This window comes from Thermococcus radiotolerans (assembly GCF_002214565.1).
Taxonomy (GTDB): Archaea; Methanobacteriota_B; Thermococci; order Thermococcales; family Thermococcaceae; genus Thermococcus; species Thermococcus radiotolerans.
On the sequence record NZ_CP015106.1, the window covers coordinates 1,096,190 to 1,114,812 of the forward strand.

The window sequence follows — 18,623 nt, forward strand, 5'->3', positions numbered from 1 at the left end:
CGGGTGGTGGCAATGAACTTCGAACCCTTCAAACTCGTTCCCGTCGGCTACGTGAGGAAGAACGGAGAGACCTTCATCGAGATCCTCCCAGAGTTCAGCGATGCGATCCACGGTCTCAACGAGGGGGACTGGATAAAGCTGATCCTCTGGTTCCATGAGAGCGACAGGCAGAAGAGAAGAGGGGTTCTCAAAGTGCACCCGCGCGGGAACCTGGAGAACCCGCTCAGGGGAGTCTTTGCCACCCGTTCGCCCATCAGACCGAACCCTATAGCGCTCTACACCGTTAGGATACACCGCATAGAAAAGGGGAGGCTCTACATAGACGAGATCGATGCCTTTGACGGCACGCCGGTTGTCGACATCAAGCCTTTTGTGGAGAGGCTTGACTGCCCGAAGGAGGCCAGACTTTGGGAGAGTATGCTTTACACAACGCCAAAAGCTGGTCTCAGAAGACGTGAAGGGCGCTAGCCTTGAAGCTGACGTAGACCTCCCGTCCCTTCGTTATCCCCATCTCCAGCATCGAGGAGCGGGTTATGAACGCCCTCAGATACAGGCCACCGATTCTCAGATGAACCCTGACGAGTGGGCCGAGTTCTTCAACCGACTCGACCAGGGCTTTGAACTCGTTCCTCGCGGACGTTCTAATGGGCCCCAAAGAGAGGATTATGTCCTCGGGCCTCAGGCCAACGCGAACCCTTCCCCGCGCCTCCGCCGGAAGCTCTATCTCGACGCCGTTGCTCCTCAGGATCCTTCCCTCCGCGGTGCCCTCTATGATGTTCTCGAAGCCGAGGAACCGCGCGACTTCTTCACTAGATGGTCTCGAAAAGACGTCCCGAACGGAGCCGGTCTGGACGAGCCTCCCATCGAGCATAACGCCCACCCTGTCGCCCAGGCTCACCGCCTCCTCGAAGGAGTGGGTAACGTGCAGCGCGGTGAAGCCGAGCTCCCGCTTCCAGTGCTTCATTTCGCCCAGAAGCTTCGCCCTGGTTTGGACGTCGAGGTTCGCGAAGGGCTCGTCCATGAGCAGAAGCTCGGGCTCCACAACTAGAGCTCTTGCTATGGCCACGCGCTGGCTCTCTCCGCCGCTCAGGGTTTTTGGCTTTCTGTGGAGGAGGTGGGCTATTCCCAGAACCCCGGCTATTTCCTTAACTTTCCTCTCGATTTCCGCCCTCGGAACCCTACGGAGCTTAAGCCCGAAGGCTATGTTGTCGAAGACGCTCATGTGGGGGAAGAGGGCGTAGTTCTGGGGAATGTATGCAAGACCGCGCATCTCCGGCGGCCAGTGGGTTATGTCCTCACCGTTGAGGAGGACCCTCCCGGCGTCGGGTTCGATTATGCCCGCTATTATCTCAAGGAGCACCGTCTTCCCGGCCCCGCTCGGGCCGAGGATTATGAAGTGCTCCCCCTCGCTCACATCAAAGCTTATCTCCCTCAGCCGGAACTCCTTCCAGTCCTTGGAAACGGACTTTACCTCAAGCATTGGCCTTCCTCCCCACGAGCCAGCGCAGGATAACGAAAACGGTGAGGCTCATCACGATGAGGATAACGGAAATCGGTCTCGATGCCCTCAGGCCGTAGTTGTTGAAGTACTCCATGACGAGAACCTGGGCCGTCTTCGGGTAGTACGCGACGATGAGTATCGCACCCACCTCGCTTATAGCGCGAGCCCACGTCATTATGGCCCCGCTCGCTATGGCCGGAAACGCCATCGGGAGTGCCACGGAGAAGAACGCCCTCAGGCGTGAGGCACCGAGGGTTCTGGCAACGTGCTCCAGCCCCTCGTCAACGGCAAGAAAACCATCGCGCGCGGCGTTTATCGCGAACGGTGCGGAGACGAAGAGCATCGCCGCTATTATGCCCGTGTAGCTATCGAGAATTGCGCTCGAAAAGGTAACGAGGAGCATTATTCCGACGACTGAGTGCGGGATGACGATGGGAACATCAACCAGGGCCTGGACGAGGCTTTTCCCCGGAAACTCTTTCCTCGCGAGAACGTAGCCGAGGGGGACGCCGAAGAGGAGAGCTATGAGAGCTGTCGCCGTCGCTGTAAGGAGGGAGTTCCTGAGGGCCTCGATAACGTAGGCGTCGTGAAGGGCCCTGAGCAGCATGTCGAAGTCTGAGGCCTGCTTGGCCAGTATGACCAGCAGGGGCAGGGCTATGTAAACCACCAAGAAGCTCCCGATTGCGGCGAAAAAGTAGAGCGTGTAGTCGTGCCTCGTCCCCATGGCGATCCCCATAGAGTTGGAAAGAGGAAATAAAAACCTCACCCCTCAACCTTGACCTCGTCCTTGATCTCATCCGGAACGTTGCCGAAGGCAACCGGCGGCCAGATGAAGTCTTGGTGGTTCTCCTGGAAGATCCGCCTGCCGTTCTCCCCCAGGAGGTACCTGAGGAACTCGATGGCAAGCTCCCTGTTGGGCGCGTCCTTCGGAACGGTAACGCCGTAAACGATGGGCTTGGCCTTGATGACCTTACCGGTGGAGCCGATGTAGATGCCAACCTTCCCGTAGAAGTCGGCCTTGCTGAAGTCCTTGAGGTTTATCTCGTTCGGGAGGGTGATGTAGCTGAGGTTGTGCTGCTCGGCCACGCTCTTGTAGATGAAGAAGTAGTCGAGGCTTCCGCTCTCGACGAGGGCGGTAAGGTCAGTCTCCTTGGGCCTTATGACGACCCTGTCTTTCTTTATCTGGATATCCTTGGGGGCGACCACCATGCTCCCGTTGAAGTATATGTTCGTGTTCTTCTCGACCAGGGTCTCGAATACCGGTTTGTCGTAGTAGTAATCGGCCAGCTTCATGACCATGACGGAGCGGTAGCCGCAGGGGTCCTGGTTCGGGTCCGAGAAGCCGAAGGAAACGTCGTCCCTCGCCAGTATCTCGTACCACTTCTCCGGGTGGGCCTTCATCTCGTCGGCGTACTTGCTCTCGTTGGTGAACGCTATGACGATCTCGTTGGTGGCGAAGATGACGTAGAAGTCCGCGTAATCGGGAATCATGAGCTGGGGAATTAGGGTGTAGTCCGCGACCGCCATCACGTCGGCCTTCTTGCCCAGGTCGATAACCTTCCTCACCGCCGCGACGCTACCGCTGGCCTCGTCCTGGAAGGTCACCTTGTAACCGAGGTTCTTCTCAGCGTAATCCGAGAACTCCTTCTCAAGCTGCTGGAAGGGTATGCTCAGCGAACCCGCGTGGAAGACCACGAGGGTTGCCTCTTTGAGCCCCGAGTTATCGGAGCCGTTTATGCAGCCCGCCGCGATAACGGAGAGCATGAGAAGTATAATCAGAGGGATGCCTCTCCACTTCATTGTAACCCCCAAGGGAATGGGCAGAATCGTGTATTTAAACATTTTGAGCAAACAAAAGAATTAACGTTAACGGTTTTGTTTTCTCAACCCGGCGAGCTCCTCAACGACCTCCCGGAAGTGCTCGTAGAACTCGCTCTCCCTGAGGGAATCCAGCGCACCCCAGAATTCGTGGAGGTCTCTGAAGCCGGCCTTTTCGTATTCGAGTGCCTGAACCAGCATCTCCAGCTTGTCGGCGAACTTTACGAGCCTGCCCTCCAAGCTAAGCCCCTCCTCGTACTCGCGCCAGAGCCTGAAGTACTCCCTCGGGTTCGGTGTTCTGATGAAAAGCTCCATCGCGGCCTTCTTCTCGGCCTTGCCCTTGTCGAGGTAGTACTGCGCCGTCAGGGGTATGTCGGTGAGCCTGGCCTCCGCGAGGTCGTGGAGAACCGCTATCTTGAGGGCCCGCTCAACGTCTATCTCAACGCCCTTCGCCCTCAGTTCGTCGGCCAGGAAGAGGGTTATCAGGGCGACGCGGTAGCTGTGGTCCGCTATGCTCTCGGGATTTGAAACGCCCCGGAGGAGCCAGCCCGTCCTGGGAAGTTTTTTCAGGTTTCCAGCCTCGATAAAAAGGTTGAGAAGAGACATTTTCATTCCTCCGTCGTGAAAACGGCCCTTTCGGTTTCAATGGCGCTCGCCATTATGCAGTCACCGAGAAAGCGGCCGTAGACCTTCACCCATTCGCCCTTTCCGAGGCACGGACTTCCCGAGAACTCCACCCTGAGGCCGGAAACTTTAAAGGTCGTCCTGTAGCCAGGTAATTCCATGGGGAGGAACTCCACCAGAGGCTTGTCCTCGATGGTGCCCTCGATGACGACGTTCTTACCGCGAAAACCGCCGGAATTCAGCTCATCAACCGTAACGATGTAATAATAATGATGACCGAGTTTGACCCGCTTGGGCATGCTCATCACCTTTATAGGCCAACCTTGTAAATATCTGTGGGGTGAGGGTATGATAAAGGTTGCGATTATCGGTGCCGAGAACGTCGGCAAGTCAACGCTCATGAACGCCCTCATAGGCGGTAAAATCTCGGAGGTGGAGAACCTCCCAGGAACGACCAAGGGAACGATAAGACGGCGCTTCGGAAAGCTCAAGATACCGAAGAGCATGAAGAACCCCCTAGGAGGAGCCGATGAGTTCGTGCTCATAGACACAGCCGGCCTCTTCGACCCCCAGAGGGAGCTGAGGGGCAAGGTCCTGAGCGAGGAGAAGTTCCGGGAGATAATCAACGAGATAGTCTCCTCGGACATAGTCATCCACATGGTCGATGCCACGGTCGGCCTGCACAGGGGTATGGAGAAGCTCCACCACATGCTCAAGTTCCGCTACGAGAAGCCAATAATCGTCGTTATCAACAAGGTAGACCTCGTTCCACCGGAGAGGGTAGAGAAAATAAGGCAAACGATAAAGAAGCGCCTTGAGCAGGATGCGATACCCCTCTCGCTGGTCACCTACGAGGGGTTCAACGATCTGCTCGAGAGGCTGGCGTACTACGCCCAGTACGTTTAGCACTTGCAAATCTTCACCAGAACCTTCCTGTGCCTCGGACCGTCTAGTTCGATGAAAAGGATTCTCTGCCAGGTTCCGAGGAGCAGTTCACCGTTCTCTATCGGCACGACGACCTCCGGGTTCAGGAGGAGAGTTGCCCTCAGGTGTGAGTGGGCGTTGCTGTCTATGCGGTCGTGGGCGTAGCCGGCGCCCTTCGGAATCAGCTCCTTCATCTTTGCCCTGATGTCCTGAACAAGCCCCGCCTCGTTCTCGTTTATGGCGAGGCCCGTAGTGGTGTGGGCGGTAAAGACGACGACAATGCCGCTGGTCACGTCGCTCTTCCACACGAGGTGCTGAATCTCGTCGGTTATATCAACTATCTGGAACTTCTCCTCGGTTGGGACCTTGACCTCGAACAGCATCACTCCCACCGGGTGAGTCCTTTCTTTATCTCGAGTAAAAGCTTATCGGGGGCCTCAATCGAGCCGGAAACGACCGCCCTCAGGAGAACCGCCTTCTCGTAGGCGTCAATCAAGTCCTTTCTGCCGTTATCCACAACCTCTGAGCGGAGGGTTCGGTATATCTCCTCAACGGCGTCCCTGAACAGTATCTCATCGGAGTAAAGCTCCTTGTTCGTCAGGAGGATGGTTATGAGGTAGCTGACGAAGTCAACCCTGTCTTCCTTTCTCCCTATCAGTGCCTTGAGCCGTTCCATGACTTAACCCTCCCCGGAAGCTCTTGCTCCAGGGCCTTGATGAGTATCTCGGAGACCAGTATTGAAGAGAACCTCGGGTTCCTGACCTCAAGCGCTGCATCGATGGCCCTCTCGACCTCTCCCCTCTTGACCAAGTGGTGAGCAACGTCGGCCATTATTATCGAGCGCAGTCTTTCGTTCTGTATGAGGCTTCCTATCCTCATCGCCCCCTCCAGCTCGCCCTTGAGGACGTGGTAGCGGGCTATCTTGGCCCAGACCTCCTCGCTGGAGGTTCCGTTTCCGATGGCTTTAACTATCGCCCAGCTGCCCTTCTTCGGGTTCTCGAGGATTTTGTTCATGATGACCTTCCCGACTAGGGCCACCTCTTCCTCCCTCATGGCGGAGATGAAGCTGGGTAGCACATCGTGGTCCCTTTCAAGGAGCTCCAGGGCCATCTCGACGATGATGGAGTCGCTGTTCTCAAGGCGCCTTATGAGGTCGAGGGCGGGCACGCCCTCACCGCTGAGGGCGAATACAAAAGCCAGCTCCACCGTGAAGTCTCTTCCAAACTTTCCGATGAGGTCGTTGGCAACCGTCTCCAGGGCGTCTATGTAGTGACCGAGCACGTCCTTCTCCTTTAGATAGAAAGCGACCTCTTTGAAGGCCTGCTTGGCCCAGTCCTTAACCTGAATCTCCCGAAGGAGAGATATGGCATTCTCGTAGCTGTCCAGGAACAGATAGGCCTTTATCAGCTCCAGCATGGCCCTTGAGCGATAGGGTTCGGAATCTATGTAGTCCACGATCAGCTTGCTCTTCCTGAGCCTGTATGCCACCTTCAAGTGCTCCTTTCCTATCATCCTGGTGTTGACGCGCAGTATTTCAAGGAGCATCTCGTTCCGGGCCTTGGGGTTCTCTATCTCCAGGGCGTAGGTTATCGCCTCGTTAACCTCCCCGAGAGCCAGCATGTAGCCAGCGGCACTCTGCATTATCAGGTCCCTCTGGGCCTTCGGAAGCATCCTGGAATCCTCAAGAACCCCCTGGTATATTCTCTTGGCGGATTTGAGCCCCGCGCGGCCCATTGAGTATCCAACGGAAAGAAGCGCCCGGAACATCGTCACAGGATCCTCTATCTCCTTGGCAGTCTCAATTGCGCGGAGAAAAGCGGTCTTGTAGAGGTTGTCCCTTGCTTTGGCTAATCTCTCACCAATTTTAGCATAAGTTGCAGATTTTATATAGGGGTCTGGAATTACCTCAACGGAGGCCAGCACCTCTTTGGCAATCATACGACATATCCCCCATTGGATTGTAGATTTTACCCGAATCCTCATTTAGTATATTACGCGCTTCTTCTTATTAACCTAACCCTCGGAACGTTTTTAAGACCGTAAGCGGAGTGAACGACTATGTACGCCGTGATATTCGGAAAGAATCCCCTCCTGAGTGAAGCGGAATTTCATGCGTTTGCGAGAAGGTTTAACCTAAAGGTTGGAATCATTGACTCCAACCGTGACTGGATGGTATTCAATTCGAGCCCCAAGGTTGAGAGGTACTTCCACTGGCTGGGGGGTTCACTCAAACTGGTCCGGATAGTCGGCGAAGGGGAGGATGCTATAGGCGACCTCGAATACGCGAGGCTCTTCACGGTCAGCCTCTACGGTGAGAGCGACTGGAGGCTCTGGCGAAAATTGGGAAGCGCGATAAAGAGGGAGTTCAAGGCGGAAGGCCCGTCAAAGTTCTTCAAGCCCGCCAAGGTTTATGCCATGCCCGCCGAACTCATCCTCAAGGGCTTCCCAGAAGTTAAGGACTTCGTCTTCCTCTTCCGCGAGGACGGGAGCTTCTGGGTCGGCGAGACCGTTAAAGTCACCGACCCGTTCGAGCTGAAGAAGCTCGACGTGGAGAGGCCTGTTCAGAGGCCCATCCTTTCCATCCCGCCCAGGCTCGCGAGGATAATGGTGAATCTAACAGAGGTGAAGAAGGGTTCTTTCCTCGATCCCTTCTGTGGTATAGGGACGATAGTTCAGGAGTTCGTCCTCCAGGGACTTTCGGCGTACGGCAGCGACCGAGACCCGGAGAGAATACGGGACGCCAAGAGGAACCTCGCATGGCTCAGAAAGGAGTTTCGCCTCAAGAACTCCGCTCACCTCGAGGTCTGCGACGCGAGAAAGCTGAAGCGCTGCTTCCGCCAGAGATTCGACGCAATAGTTACGGAACCATACCTCGGAAAACCCCTCAAGAGGAACCCGAGCAGGGGCGAGGCGATAAGGCTCGCCAACGAGCTGGACAGGCTCTATTATCCCGTCTTCGAGAGCTTTGGATACATTCTCAAGAGGAACGGAAGAGTCGTCTTCGTCTTCCCAGCCTACAGGCTGAGCGGAGGGGGAATATATAGAAAGGAGAGGAAGTGGCTGGCCAAGCTCGGCTTCGAGGTAGTTGGGAGGTACACCGACTACGAGGAGAGGCACAGGCTCGTCAGGGACGTCCACGTGCTGAGATATCGGGGCTAAAAATCGTTATAAGGAAAGAGTGAATAGTTTTACTGGTGGTTGAATGGGAAACATAGTTGTGAAAGTGCCCCCCACAGTGGATGAAAAACTTGCAAAGCTGATAGCAAAGGCCATAGTACACCGTTTGGAGAGCCTTGAGCGGGTAAACGAACTCCTCAAGAACTCAGAGTTAACGGAGGAAGAGGCGATAGAACTCGGAAGGAAGGCAAAGGCCGGACGGGGCGAGTACCTTGAGAGAAAATATTCTTCTCGTGGTTAACACCAACGTGCTGTTCTCTTTCTTCGGGAAATCCACCACAACGAGGGAGTTAATTTTCCTGCTATCCGGGAGACTAATCAGTCCGGAATTCGCCATAAAAGAGCTGTACGAGCATAAAGATGTGATAACGAGAAAGGCGAGGATAAGCTCTGAAGACTTTGAGTTTCTGATTTCTACACTGCGAGAGCACGTAATGTTTGTTGGGGAGGAGTTCTACGCCGAGTTCATCCCCGTTGCCCTGGAGATAACCCCTGACAAGGACGATGTAGATTTTATTGCGCTCTCGTTAAAGGTAAACGCCCCGCTCTGGAGCAACGACAAAAGGCTGAAAGAGGTAAATGAAGTTCAAGTTCTAACAACGAAAGAGGTCCTCAAACTTCTCGGCATCAATTAGCCGATCAGCCTCGCGTGCTCCTGCTTTATGCAGCGGTGGGCAACAGCAGCTAGGCCCGCTTCCTTGGCCTTTTTGAACGCATCCCTGTTGTACGTGTTAAACTGGAACCAGACGACCTTTGCCCCCTTCTCTATCGCCTGCTCAACGTAGTCCATCGTGAACTCCGCCCTCACGAAGAGGTCGACTATCTCCACCTCATCAGGGATATCGAGAACGCTCGGATAGCACTTCCTTCCAAGGACTTCATCGTACCGGGGGTTCACGGGGTAAACCTCGTAGCCGTGTTCGAGAAGGTAGCGCATCACATCGTTGGAATCCCTCTCCGGCTTCGGTGAAGCGCCCACGAGGGCGATCTTTCTGTACTTCGTCAGGATTTCCTTAAGGTTATCGTCGGTCAGCCTGTCAACCGGCATCGTCCTTACCATCGTACCACCAGGAAAGTTTTGAGGCCAAACTTTAAAGGGATAGTGGAGAAGTTCCTTCGGTGAAGATATGGCACTCTACGAGGAGAGGCTGACGAGCCGGGTATTCCAAATCATCATGCTGGTTCCGATTATCGCGATGTTCGCGGGCCTCTACGCGACGTATCAGGCAGGCGAGGGCGTTGAGATAATGCTCGCGACCACGATTGGAGTTACGGTTCTGCTCCTTGATGTCATGGCGATTAAAATCGAGATAGACGAGCGCGAGCTGAGGATACGGGGCATCATTGGACTCATAGTCAGGAAGACTGTTCCCATCGAGAACATTGCGAGTTTTGAGGTTCGGGAGGGCTGGACCTCCTGCTACGGAACGGTGCACTTCACCCTGCCCGGAAGGGCCTGCGTCACGATACGTCAGAAGAAGGGATGGACGGTCTCATTCACGACCAACAAGCCCGAAGAGCTCGCGGCGGTTCTTGCTACCCTCGGCGTTCCACGAGCACCTTAGTACCCCTAACGGAGATTATTCTAACCTTTTCGCCCCTTCCAGCGGTTCCGTTTAAACACTCCGCCTTCCAGAGCTCGCCATCGAGCTTAACAACTCCTTCTGGAGAAAGGTCTTCGACAACGAGGGCGGTTCTCCCTATCAGCCCCTCGGGGCCGGCCTCTGGCTTCCTGTCCGCTCCGCCGCCGAGAACGAAGGGCGCTATTAGAAAGTCCTTGGCCAAGAGAACGGCTATCACGAGCAGACCCGCCCAGATGGGAATCTCCACACCCATTCGTGGGAGTATTAGGAAGATAAAAATGCCAACGATAATCTCATCGGCCATCAGCGCGAGGAGCCTGAGGAGATTCTCGACTTTTGTACGCCCCATCTTTAAACCTCGCCCCTGGCCAGCCACTTCCAGTAGGGGTTCAGTTCCACTATCGTCCACCACTTCTTAAGCTCCTTTCTGGCGTTTTTGTAGTCCGGGTAGAACTCCCCGACGAGCTCCCAGAAGGCCTTTGAATGGTTCATGTGCTTCAGATGGGCGAGCTCATGGATTACAACGTACTCCCTAAGCTCCGGGGGGAGGGCTATGAGGCGAACGTTGAAGTTCAGGTTTCCCTTGGGGGAACAGCTCCCCCATCGGCTCTTCTGGTGCCTGATGTAGACCTTCCCCGGCTCCACCCCCATCCTGCGGGCGTAGGAATCCACGAGGGGCAGAAGCTCCCTTCGGAGGATCTTCTTCAGGCAGTCGACCACATCGTTGGGATTGGGGGAGAGGACGACGGTCTTGAACCGCTCGTGAACTTTGGGCTTTCTCCCGTGGATGACCTGATAGAACTCCCCGTTGATGGGGAAACCGGACTCCGCAATCTCTCTGAGCTCACCTATCTCGGCCAGCTTGCCCTCGAGCCAGCCGCGGTGCTTCTCGATCAGGTTATCGACGTCGAAGCCATCAGGGGCGGTTATAACAACCGTTCCGTCCGGCCTTACCTCGAGCCTTGCATACTTAACCGGCCGACGGCGAACCCTTAACCTCATGCCGCTCACCTTTTAAGGAGAATGGATAAAAAGTCCTTATGAAGGTTCGGGTTATAGAGAGGCGCGCCAAGAGCATCTACACAAAATCGAAGATTCCGGGTGTGGAGTGGGCGATCAATCAGTACGTCGGCTGTGCCTTCGCATGCGAATACTGCTACGCCAAGTTTCTAACGAGGTGGAAGGACTACGGGAGATGGGGAAGCTGGGTCGAGGTCAAAATCAACGCACCCGACCTGGCGAGAAAGCACGTTTCTGGGAGCGTCGTCATGTCAACGGTGAGCGACCCGTATCAGCCGATAGAGGCCGAGTTAAAGCTTACGAGAAGGGTTTTGAGGTACATGGACAAGAGGAACGAACTTTCTGTGCTCACCAAGTCCCCTCTGGTAACCAGGGACATCGACCTTTTCAAGGAGTTCCGGAGGATAGAGGTTGGCCTCACGATAAACGGCTTCATCGGAAGGGAGAAGAGGCTCTTTGAACCGCTGACGCCGGCTCACGAGGCGAGGGTTAACGCACTCAAAGAGCTCCACGAGGCGGGCTTGAAAACGTACGTCTTCGTCAGCCCAATAATTCCGGAGATAACGGACGTTTCCGCCATAGTGGAGGACACGAGGGGCTTCGCGGACTACTACTTCTTCGAAGTGCTCAACCTCCGAGCCTCTGGAAGGGAATTCCAGGAACTCCTCCGCGATGAGTACCCGGAAAGCTACGAGGTTCTGACCGATGATGAGGCCTTTGAAGAGTTTCTGTGGGGACTGAAGAAGGAGATAAGAGCCCTACGCGTGAAGACGGAGGGAATAGAGACCCACAGGGAAGGCTGGGAGTTTGTGAAGCCCTGACTCACCACGCAGGGGAGAGCAGAGCCCCGCCGTAGGCCAGCCAGATGAGAAGTGCCGTTGAGAAGGGCACAGTGAACTCATCGTAGGCCGAAGGGAGCGGGAGACTCTCGAGCAGGGTGGCGGCCAGTCCAATCCCGATAAGGATCGAGGGCGAGGGGTCCATCTCAAGAACCCCATGGCTGGCCCAGAGGGCCACCAGAGAAACCGTGAGCATTACGATGCTCCCGATGAGGGTTTTTCGCCGGTTCCAGGGAATTCTCGGCCCGCTCAAGAGCTGACCGGCTAGGGCGTTGCAGCAGTCCCCGAACGTTGAAACCCATAACGCTGAGAGGGCCGCTATTTTCGGAAAGACCGTGCAGATTATACCTGCGGTAATCCAGAAGAGAAAGCTGCCAAGGTAGTTATCCCTCTCGTCTTCCCTCGCCATAGTTCTGTAGCTCAGGTCGGCTATGGGTACCGTGAACTTCCAGCCGCGGAGGAGCTTGAGGTGCTGGAGAGTGTAGAGAAAGGCGAAGAACCAGACGACCACTAAGGTAACCCACTTTGGAGTGAAGACGATTATAGGGGCACCGAGAATTCCGGGGAGGACGTGCCAGCCCTTTCTCACGAGCTCCCTTCGTGGAATGCGGTTCATGATTTCACCCAGTAATATTGAACGGTTTCTCTTAAAGCCCCTTCGGGATGACCGCCACCACCAGCGAGTTCACGTTGGTTCCAGTCGGCCCGGTCCTGAGGAGCGCGCCGACCTTTTCCAGCGCGTGATAGGCGTCGTGCCTTCTGAGGACTTCCTCGACGTCCATCCCGGCTTCCCTGAGAAGTCCAAGCGTTTTCCCGTCGACTATCCCGCCGGCAGCATCGGTTGGCCCGTCCGTCCCATCCGTATCGACCGCCAAAACCACCGCGTTCAGCCCATATATCTTTCTGGCAATACTCAGGGCAAACTCCTGGTTCGGCCCGCCGAGGCCGGCCTTTCCCTCGATTGTCACAGTCCACTCACCGCCGGCTATTAGGACGGCCGGCTTTGGAGCCGGACGGTCGTATCTAGCTATCTCCTGGACTATCGAGCCTACCGCTAGGGCTATCTCCCTGGCCTCGCCTTCGAGGGTCGTGGTGAGCAGCAGGGCGTTGTAGCCGAGTTCCTTCGCCTTCGCCAAGGCGGATTCGCAAGCGAGGGTGTTGCTCCCAACTATGAAGTTGTGGACGTTCGGGAGGTCTTCCTTGAGGGTCTCCTCGGCTTTTCCCTCAAGTCCCAGCTCGATGTGTCTCTTAACGCTCTCCGGCAGCTTCTCCCAGACGCCGTAGAGCTTCAGAATTCTGAAGGCGTCTCCGAAGGTGGTGGGGTCCTTCACGGTCGGGCCCGATGCTATCGCCTCGAGCGGGTCGCCGACGACGTCCGAGAGGATCAGGCTTATCACCCTTCCCCTCACGCGCTTCGCCAGCTTGCCGCCCTTGACTGCCGAGATGTGCTTTCTCACCGTGTTTATCTCGTATATCTTTGCCCCGCTCTTCAGGAGGAGCTCGTTCGTCCTGATTTTGTCCTCAAGGGTTATCCCCCTCTCGGGTAGGAGGAAGAGTGCACTCCCACCCCCGGAGATAAGGACGAGAAGGACGTCGTTCTCCTCAACCTTTTCGGCCAGCTCGAGGCCGGGCTTTCCGCCCAGGAGGGAGTTCTCGTCTGGAACGGGGTGTCCAGCTTCGATGACCTTCAGCCTTCTCAACTTGGGACAGTCTTCGGCGTAGCCGTACTTGGTGATTATTACCCCTTCCTCAATCCGCTCCCCAAGGAGGTCAACGACGGCTCTCGCCATGGAGCAGGCGGCCTTGCCGAAGGCGAGGAGGTAGACTTTTCCAGACAGGGAAAACTCCTCTCCAAAAACGGCCATGCGGTTTCCATCGACGTTAATGCTCCTACGCACTGCCCGGTAGGGGTCGGCGCTTTCAATTGCAGAGTTCATAATCTCCAATGCGGCGGTTTTGGCGTCCATCTCACCCTCCTCCAGTGGAAAGAGATCACTCAAAGAGTATTATCCTCTCGGCCTCTATGTCCTCCAGGGAAGCGTTCCAGCCGCCCACGACGTATCTAGTTCCATCTTCGGTCTCGACGGTTATGTTGGATATCACCTTGTGCTCGTCTTCAAAAAACTCAACGATGGTGCCCGTGAGATGGACCGGCTCTCCGGAACGTACAAACCTTCCGATAACCTCCACGCGCATGCCGGCGAGTCCAAATGTTTTCAGGTCGGCGACCAGCTCCCTTATGTGTATGTACTCCCTCGGAAGCTTGAGCTCGCGCTCCTCACGATAAACGACCCTGCCGGTGGGCCATAGGGCGTGATAGAAGTAGCGGTCGAGCATGAAGAGCAGGTTGTTGTCCTGGATTATAAGGCCGTAGCCGTGGAGGGAGCTGCCACCGCTCAAGGCCTCGTAGGGGAGGTATACTCCCATATCCCGGTCTTGAATTATGATTATCGGATCGGGCACATCCCTGATGCGTATCTCGTTGGCCACGGATGGAACGTCGTTTTCCCCGTAAAGGAAAAGGTTTATGCGGACGTTGTTGTCCTTCTTTTCCCTCAGTTCCTTCTCCAGCCTCTTCAGGAACTCCCTGGGAACGGCAATGCTCATGTGGAATCTGGCGTTCTTTATTGCCCTCCTGACGTAGTCTTCCAGAGTTATGCGGCTCTTAACCACGATTACGCTGCCTATCTCGCCGTGAGGTGTGTAAATCTCCTCGAGGGCGGATTTGAGGGCCTCTATCCTCTCGTCGTACCGCCGCTTGATGGCGTTCATGACGCTTTCCGGGTTGAGGGGAATGACCTGCTTGGGTCTGCCCTGGCTCGTTGTGACGAATCCCTTGGCCATGAGCGTTCTTATTACGTCGTATATCCTGGGCTGGGGAACCTTTGAGAGCGTCGCGAGCTCTCCCGCGGTTAACGGCCCGTTTCTGATCAGGGCGAGGTAAGCCCTAACCTCGTACTCGTTAAGGCCGAACTCGCGGAGGAGGGCCTTTATCTCCTTCTCGTCCATAGGCAGGCCTCAGATTATCGCTTTCTCCGTGTCCCTGTCGAAGATATGGATATTGTCAAGGTCTATCTCTATTTTAATCTTTTCTCCAACGGGCAGGGGTATGTGCCCCGGCAGCTTTATCTTGATTATGTTTCCCCCAACCTTGGCGTGGACTATCGTGTCCGTCCCTAGGGCCTCGATGAAATCCACGATCCCATCTATCTCCGCAGTTCTGGTTACGTGCTCAAGGGTGGAGACTCCCTTCACCGTCATGTGCTCGGGCCTTATGCCAAGGAGAACGTCTTTCCCGATGTAGTCAAGAAGCAGCTCCCTGAAGTCCTCCGGTAGGGGGACGATGAAGCCATCCCCTTCGAGCGCCAGCCCCTCCCTCTCGGTGACCGCGGCGCTGAGGATGTTCATCTCGGGAGCGCCTATGAAAGTCGCCACGAAGAGGGAGTTGGGCTTGAGGTAAACCTCCGTGGGCGGACCCACCTGGAGGAGCCGGCCCTTGTTCATAACCGCTATCCTGTCTCCCATAGTCATTGCCTCGACCTGGTCGTGGGTGACGTAGATGGTCGTGACGTTCAGCTTCGTCTGGAGCTTCTTGATCTCGGCGCGCATCGCCACCCTGAGTTTGGCGTCCAGGTTGCTGAGCGGCTCGTCCATGAGCAGAACGTCTGGCTCAACCACTATCGCCCTGGCGACGGCCACACGCTGCCTCTGGCCACCGCTGAGCTGTCCGGGGTAGCGGTCGAGGAGACTCTCTATCTGGAGGAGTTCTGCCGCCCACTTGACGCGCCTCGTTATCTCGTCCTCGGGATACTTTTTCACCCTGAGCGGGAAGGCTATGTTGTCGAAGACCTTCATGTGCGGCCAGACGGCGTAGCTCTGAAAGACCATCGAAATGTTCCTGTCCTTGGGGGGCAGGTATGTAACGTCTCTATCGCCGAAGTATATCTTGCCTTCGCTGGGCGTCTCAAGGCCGGAAATCATCCTCAACGTCGTCGTCTTTCCGCAGCCGCTCGGCCCGAGGAGCACGAGGAACTCCCCATCCTTTATCGTGAGTGTAAGGTCCTTAACGGCCTCGAAGTCCCCAAACCTCTTGGTTATTCCCTCAAGCTTGACCTCAACCATGGTAACACCTCACTTGAGCGTTATACCCCACATCGTGACCAGATACCTCCTGGCGAAGAGGATGAACAGCATCGCCGGGAGGGTCATTATGAACGCCGCCGCGAACTTGTAGTAGTCCGGCGCGGCACCGCCGCTGGAGCCGGCCATTATCGAGAGTATCTGAGCCGGAAGGGTTCTGTTGTTGAGGGTGAGGATAGACGCCACGAAGACCTCGTTCCAGCTCATGACGAAGGTGAACATGGCGGCAGCGGCCAGCCCCGGGAGGGCCAGGGGAAGGGTTATCTTCCTGAAGGAGCCGAACCGGGTAAGGCCAAAAACCATCGCGGCCTCCTCGTACTCCTTGGATACCCCGGCGAAGATGCTCGACGTTATGAGGACGACGAAGGGGAGCGCCATCGCCGTGTGGGCCAGCGCCACTCCAAGGAGAGTATCCGCCAAGTGAAGGTCTATGTAGAGAACCAGGAGCGGTATGGCCATGACCGGAATCGGGAACATCCTGAGGGCAACTATGGAGAGCTTTATGTGGTCCTTGCCCGGGAACATGTATTTGGCTATCGAGTACCCGGCTGGGACGCCGAGGATGAAGCTTATGATGATGGTGAGCACCGCCACTATGACGCTGTTCTTTATTCCGTCCCACGCGCCGAGGGTGAAGAGTATCGTGTGAACGTACTCGCTCGTGAAGCTCGTCGGGATTATCTTGGTCGGGTCATAGTAGTCGGCCTTGCTGGTGAAGGCGTAGAGGAAGGAGATGATTATCGGAATCACTATCCAGACCGCGGCCGTGAAAACGGCTGTGTAGAACCCCACCTTTTTGAGGGCGTACTTGGTCTCGTCGTTCATTCTCCCACCTCCAGATACTCAGCGCGGAGGAACTTGATGTATAGCGCACCGAGCAGTATGGAGAGACCAGCTATCACGAGGGCGTATACCGATGCAACGCCGGCGTCCTTTATCTCCGTGAGCTGGTAGTAGCCCTCACCGGCGAGAACCGGGATGTCCCTGCCGGCCAGTATCCAGACGATACCGAAGATCTGCATCGCGAAGAGAGTCCTTATTATGAGGGCGCTCTGGATGCTGGGCTTTAGGAGCGGCAGAACGATGCGCCTGAGCCTCGTCCAGTAGCTCGCCCCAAAGACCTCGGCAGCCTCGATGTACTCCTTGCTTATCATCTGAAGGCCGGCCAGGATTATCACAAAGACTATCGCCGTGGAGCGCCACAGCTCGGCTATAACTATCGCGAAGAACTCCCTCATGCGGTATTCGTAGCCGAATACGTATATCGGCTGGCTTATCAGCCCCAGGTTCATGAGAAGCTTGTTTATGAAACCGTAGGGGGAGAGCATGGAGTACCATATTAAACCGGCCGCCACGTCGCTTATGGTGAGGGGAATTATGAGGGCGTAGAGGGCGGCGTCCTTGCCCTTGAAAACGCGGTTCATTAGAAGGGCCAGAACAACGGCAAGGGCAACCTGGGTCGGGACTATGATACCCGCCAGAAGGATTGTGTATTTAAACGCGCTCCAAAAGTAGTAATCGCTAAAGGTTCTCCGCCATACCTCAAGGGAGAGGGCACCGTTCTGGGTGAAGGCCAGATAGAGGGCCTGAACGAGGGGATAGCCAACAAAAAACAGCAGATACGCGAAAGCCGGCAAAATTAAAAGATAGGGAACGAGAGAGCGCCGTTCCATGGGAACTCCTCCTTCACGGCACCGGCACTCCAACGTCCTCGAAGAGCTTTATGAGGTCGGGCTTGATCTCCTTGGTTACCGTCGCCGGATCCTCGTTGTTGAGGACTATCCTCTCGAAGGCCTGCTTGTAGTACTCCTTGAACTGTCCTCCCTTGTCTCCAAGGTTCGGTATCATGACGACGAGGGCATCTTCGGTGCTCGCCTGGGCCTGGACCCCCTCCGCGAGTATCTTGAGCGGTCCCTCGGGCAGCTTTCCGCTGGCCTCCTCAACGGTCGGGAAGAATCCAACCTTCTCCAGAACCTTGACCTGGGTGTCCGGCTTGGTGAGGTAGTCTATGAGCTTCCAAGCCTCGTCCTTGTGCGGTGCTCCCTTCGGTATGGCGAGGCCGGCGAGGACGACTATGAATCCCCTGCCCTTCGGCCCCCTCGGAACCGGCACGACGACGAACTGGTCCGGCTTGGTCTCGATGGCGTTCTTAATCCTCGCCGTGTGGTCCCAGGCTATGAGAACCTCGCCCTTCAAGAGCGGGTCAGCCATGGCGTCCCAGGTGGTGCTCGACGGGTGCACGTAGGGCCAGAGTTCCTTGAGGTAGTCCCACATCTCAACGGCCTCTGGACTGTCGAACTCCTTCGCCTGGTAGCCGGTGTAGCTCGGATAGATGTAGCCATGGAGGAACCTGACGAAGAGTCCCTTCGGTCCGGCCGGGAAGCCCAGTTCGGGCTGTCCCTTGGCCTCCTTGAGGTTCTTGGCCCACTGGAGGAGGGCATCGTAGGTCCACTTGTCGGTGCCCTTCATGACGTCATCTTCGGTAAGCCCTTCCGGCAGGTACTGGAAGGCCTCCTTGTTAACGACCATAACGTAGGTGGCGCTCATCCATGGCACGTAGGCCTTCTGGCCGCGGATGTAGGAGTACTGCTCGAAGGTGCTGATGAAGGTCCTTCCCTCGAGCTTGGGCATCGTGCTGAGGTCCTCGAGCCAGCCCTTCGAGGCCATGTAGTCCATACCGCCGTGGAGGTCACCTATGACGTCGATGGTGACCTTTCCAGTCTGCATCTCGCCCTCGAGCCTCGTAACCATGTCCGTGTAGGAAATCGGGACGAAATTAACCTCGATGTTCGTGTCCGATGTAAACCCCTTCAGAAGGTCCTCCTGGACGAAGGCCCTCTCCTCGGGCGGGTTCAGCTGGGTTGACAGAAACGTCACTGTTACTTTCTCCTCCCCTCCGGGGGAGATACAGCCACTGGACACTACGGCGAACAACACAACCGCCGCCAACAGAACACCAAACAACCTCCTAATCATGGGGCATCACCCTATCCCTAA

25 protein-coding genes are annotated in these 18,623 nt (G+C 56.1%); 7 read left to right on the forward strand and 18 right to left on the reverse strand.

Annotated features, from left to right (window positions below; translation table 11 throughout):
• Positions 1-12 precede the first annotated feature (12 nt).
• Complete coding sequence (gene tsaA, locus A3L10_RS06055) at positions 13-468, forward strand: tRNA (N6-threonylcarbamoyladenosine(37)-N6)-methyltransferase TrmO (protein ID WP_088866802.1); 456 nt, start codon at positions 13-15, stop codon at positions 466-468.
• Here the strand turns inward: tsaA and wtpC are convergent.
• The 5 genes from wtpC to A3L10_RS06080 all read right to left on the reverse strand — a co-directional run bounded on the left by wtpC (position 446) and on the right by A3L10_RS06080 (position 4,242).
• Positions 446-1,480, reverse strand: a complete 1,035-nt coding sequence (gene wtpC / locus A3L10_RS06060; protein WP_088866803.1) for a tungstate ABC transporter ATP-binding protein WtpC — start codon at positions 1,478-1,480, stop codon at positions 446-448. The two genes, tsaA and wtpC, sit on opposite strands and share 23 nt — an antisense overlap.
• Positions 1,473-2,225, reverse strand: a complete 753-nt coding sequence (gene wtpB, locus A3L10_RS06065) for a tungstate ABC transporter permease WtpB (protein WP_088866804.1) — start codon at positions 2,223-2,225, stop codon at positions 1,473-1,475. The genes wtpC and wtpB overlap by 8 nt, the downstream gene beginning before the upstream one ends.
• Positions 2,226-2,263: 38 nt before the next feature.
• Entirely contained in the window at positions 2,264-3,301 is a 1,038-nt protein-coding gene (gene wtpA, locus A3L10_RS06070; protein ID WP_088866805.1) for a tungstate ABC transporter substrate-binding protein WtpA, read from the reverse strand.
• A 66-nt stretch (positions 3,302-3,367) separates the two neighbouring features.
• Positions 3,368-3,925 carry an HD domain-containing protein gene (locus A3L10_RS06075; RefSeq protein ID WP_088866806.1) on the reverse strand — a complete coding sequence of 186 codons (558 nt, stop codon included), beginning with the start codon at positions 3,923-3,925 and terminating at the stop codon, positions 3,368-3,370.
• A 2-nt stretch (positions 3,926-3,927) separates the two neighbouring features.
• Positions 3,928-4,242: a hypothetical protein gene (locus A3L10_RS06080; RefSeq protein WP_058938761.1), complete on the reverse strand. Its 315-nt coding sequence runs from the start codon at positions 4,240-4,242 to the stop codon at positions 3,928-3,930.
• A gap of 49 nt (positions 4,243-4,291) precedes the next feature.
• Here A3L10_RS06080 and A3L10_RS06085 point away from each other — a divergent pair, with 49 nt between their 5' ends.
• Positions 4,292-4,849: an Era-like GTP-binding protein gene (locus A3L10_RS06085; RefSeq protein ID WP_088866807.1), complete on the forward strand. Its 558-nt coding sequence runs from the start codon at positions 4,292-4,294 to the stop codon at positions 4,847-4,849.
• Here A3L10_RS06085 and A3L10_RS06090 read toward each other — a convergent pair.
• From A3L10_RS06090 to A3L10_RS06100, 3 genes are read right to left on the reverse strand one after another with little or no spacing between them, the layout of a single operon-like run.
• Positions 4,846-5,250, reverse strand: a complete 405-nt coding sequence (locus tag A3L10_RS06090; protein WP_088866808.1) for a secondary thiamine-phosphate synthase enzyme YjbQ — start codon at positions 5,248-5,250, stop codon at positions 4,846-4,848. The two genes, A3L10_RS06085 and A3L10_RS06090, sit on opposite strands and share 4 nt — an antisense overlap.
• Entirely contained in the window at positions 5,250-5,543 is a 294-nt protein-coding gene (locus tag A3L10_RS06095; protein WP_088180858.1) for a hypothetical protein, read from the reverse strand. Before A3L10_RS06095 ends, A3L10_RS06090 begins: the two co-directional genes overlap by 1 nt.
• A complete protein-coding gene (locus A3L10_RS06100; protein WP_088866809.1) occupies positions 5,522-6,805 on the reverse strand; it encodes a prenyltransferase in 1,284 nt (427 codons plus the stop codon). Before A3L10_RS06100 ends, A3L10_RS06095 begins: the two co-directional genes overlap by 22 nt.
• Positions 6,806-6,925: 120 nt before the next feature.
• Here A3L10_RS06100 and A3L10_RS06105 point away from each other — a divergent pair, with 120 nt between their 5' ends.
• Genes A3L10_RS06105 through A3L10_RS06115 form a run of 3 tightly spaced genes read left to right on the forward strand, consistent with a single transcriptional unit; the run spans position 6,926 to position 8,679 of the window.
• The gene (locus A3L10_RS06105; protein WP_088866810.1) at positions 6,926-8,026 is read left to right on the forward strand and encodes a TRM11 family SAM-dependent methyltransferase; all 1,101 of its coding nucleotides are present in this window, start codon (positions 6,926-6,928) and stop codon (positions 8,024-8,026) included.
• 43 nt (positions 8,027-8,069) lie between these two features.
• Entirely contained in the window at positions 8,070-8,285 is a 216-nt protein-coding gene (locus A3L10_RS06110; protein ID WP_088866811.1) for a hypothetical protein, read from the forward strand.
• Positions 8,257-8,679 (forward strand): PIN domain-containing protein, encoded by a 423-nt coding sequence (locus A3L10_RS06115; protein ID WP_088866812.1) that lies wholly within the window; start codon positions 8,257-8,259, stop codon positions 8,677-8,679. The genes A3L10_RS06110 and A3L10_RS06115 overlap by 29 nt, the downstream gene beginning before the upstream one ends.
• Here the strand turns inward: A3L10_RS06115 and A3L10_RS06120 are convergent.
• On the reverse strand, positions 8,676-9,104 hold the full coding sequence (locus A3L10_RS06120; RefSeq protein ID WP_088866813.1) for a CoA-binding protein: 429 nt from the start codon (positions 9,102-9,104) through the stop codon (positions 8,676-8,678). The genes A3L10_RS06115 and A3L10_RS06120 overlap by 4 nt on opposite strands.
• Before the next feature lie 67 nt (positions 9,105-9,171).
• On the opposite strand from A3L10_RS06120, the gene A3L10_RS06125 reads away from it, so the two are divergent.
• Positions 9,172-9,609, forward strand: a complete 438-nt coding sequence (locus tag A3L10_RS06125) for a hypothetical protein (RefSeq protein WP_088866814.1) — start codon at positions 9,172-9,174, stop codon at positions 9,607-9,609.
• Here the strand turns inward: A3L10_RS06125 and A3L10_RS06130 are convergent.
• Complete coding sequence (locus A3L10_RS06130) at positions 9,581-9,976, reverse strand: NfeD family protein (RefSeq protein ID WP_088866815.1); 396 nt, start codon at positions 9,974-9,976, stop codon at positions 9,581-9,583. The two genes, A3L10_RS06125 and A3L10_RS06130, sit on opposite strands and share 29 nt — an antisense overlap.
• A 2-nt stretch (positions 9,977-9,978) precedes the next feature.
• Complete coding sequence (locus tag A3L10_RS06135; protein WP_088866816.1) at positions 9,979-10,629, reverse strand: M48 family metallopeptidase; 651 nt, start codon at positions 10,627-10,629, stop codon at positions 9,979-9,981.
• Positions 10,630-10,667: 38 nt separating this feature from the next.
• Between A3L10_RS06135 and A3L10_RS06140 the strand changes: the two genes are divergently transcribed.
• Positions 10,668-11,468: an SPL family radical SAM protein gene (locus tag A3L10_RS06140; RefSeq protein WP_088866817.1), complete on the forward strand. Its 801-nt coding sequence runs from the start codon at positions 10,668-10,670 to the stop codon at positions 11,466-11,468.
• 1 nt (position 11,469) lies between these two features.
• Here A3L10_RS06140 and A3L10_RS06145 read toward each other — a convergent pair whose 3' ends face one another.
• From A3L10_RS06145 to A3L10_RS06175, 7 genes are read right to left on the reverse strand one after another with little or no spacing between them, the layout of a single operon-like run.
• Positions 11,470-12,102, reverse strand: a complete 633-nt coding sequence (locus A3L10_RS06145) for a diacylglycerol/polyprenol kinase family protein (protein WP_088866818.1) — start codon at positions 12,100-12,102, stop codon at positions 11,470-11,472.
• Between the two features lie 31 nt (positions 12,103-12,133).
• Positions 12,134-13,453 (reverse strand): glycerate kinase type-2 family protein, encoded by a 1,320-nt coding sequence (locus A3L10_RS06150; RefSeq protein WP_088866819.1) that lies wholly within the window; start codon positions 13,451-13,453, stop codon positions 12,134-12,136.
• Between the two features lie 25 nt (positions 13,454-13,478).
• Entirely contained in the window at positions 13,479-14,495 is a 1,017-nt protein-coding gene (locus A3L10_RS06155) for a TrmB family transcriptional regulator (RefSeq protein ID WP_088866820.1), read from the reverse strand.
• A gap of 9 nt (positions 14,496-14,504) precedes the next feature.
• Complete coding sequence (locus A3L10_RS06160) at positions 14,505-15,608, reverse strand: ABC transporter ATP-binding protein (protein ID WP_088180867.1); 1,104 nt, start codon at positions 15,606-15,608, stop codon at positions 14,505-14,507.
• Positions 15,609-15,617: 9 nt separating this feature from the next.
• Positions 15,618-16,451: a carbohydrate ABC transporter permease gene (locus tag A3L10_RS06165; RefSeq protein WP_088180868.1), complete on the reverse strand. Its 834-nt coding sequence runs from the start codon at positions 16,449-16,451 to the stop codon at positions 15,618-15,620.
• A complete protein-coding gene (locus tag A3L10_RS06170) occupies positions 16,448-17,299 on the reverse strand; it encodes a carbohydrate ABC transporter permease (protein WP_088866821.1) in 852 nt (283 codons plus the stop codon). The genes A3L10_RS06165 and A3L10_RS06170 overlap by 4 nt, the downstream gene beginning before the upstream one ends.
• 13 nt (positions 17,300-17,312) lie before the next feature.
• Entirely contained in the window at positions 17,313-18,599 is a 1,287-nt protein-coding gene (locus A3L10_RS06175; protein ID WP_394335112.1) for an ABC transporter substrate-binding protein, read from the reverse strand.
• Between the last annotated feature and the right edge of the window lie 24 nt (positions 18,600-18,623).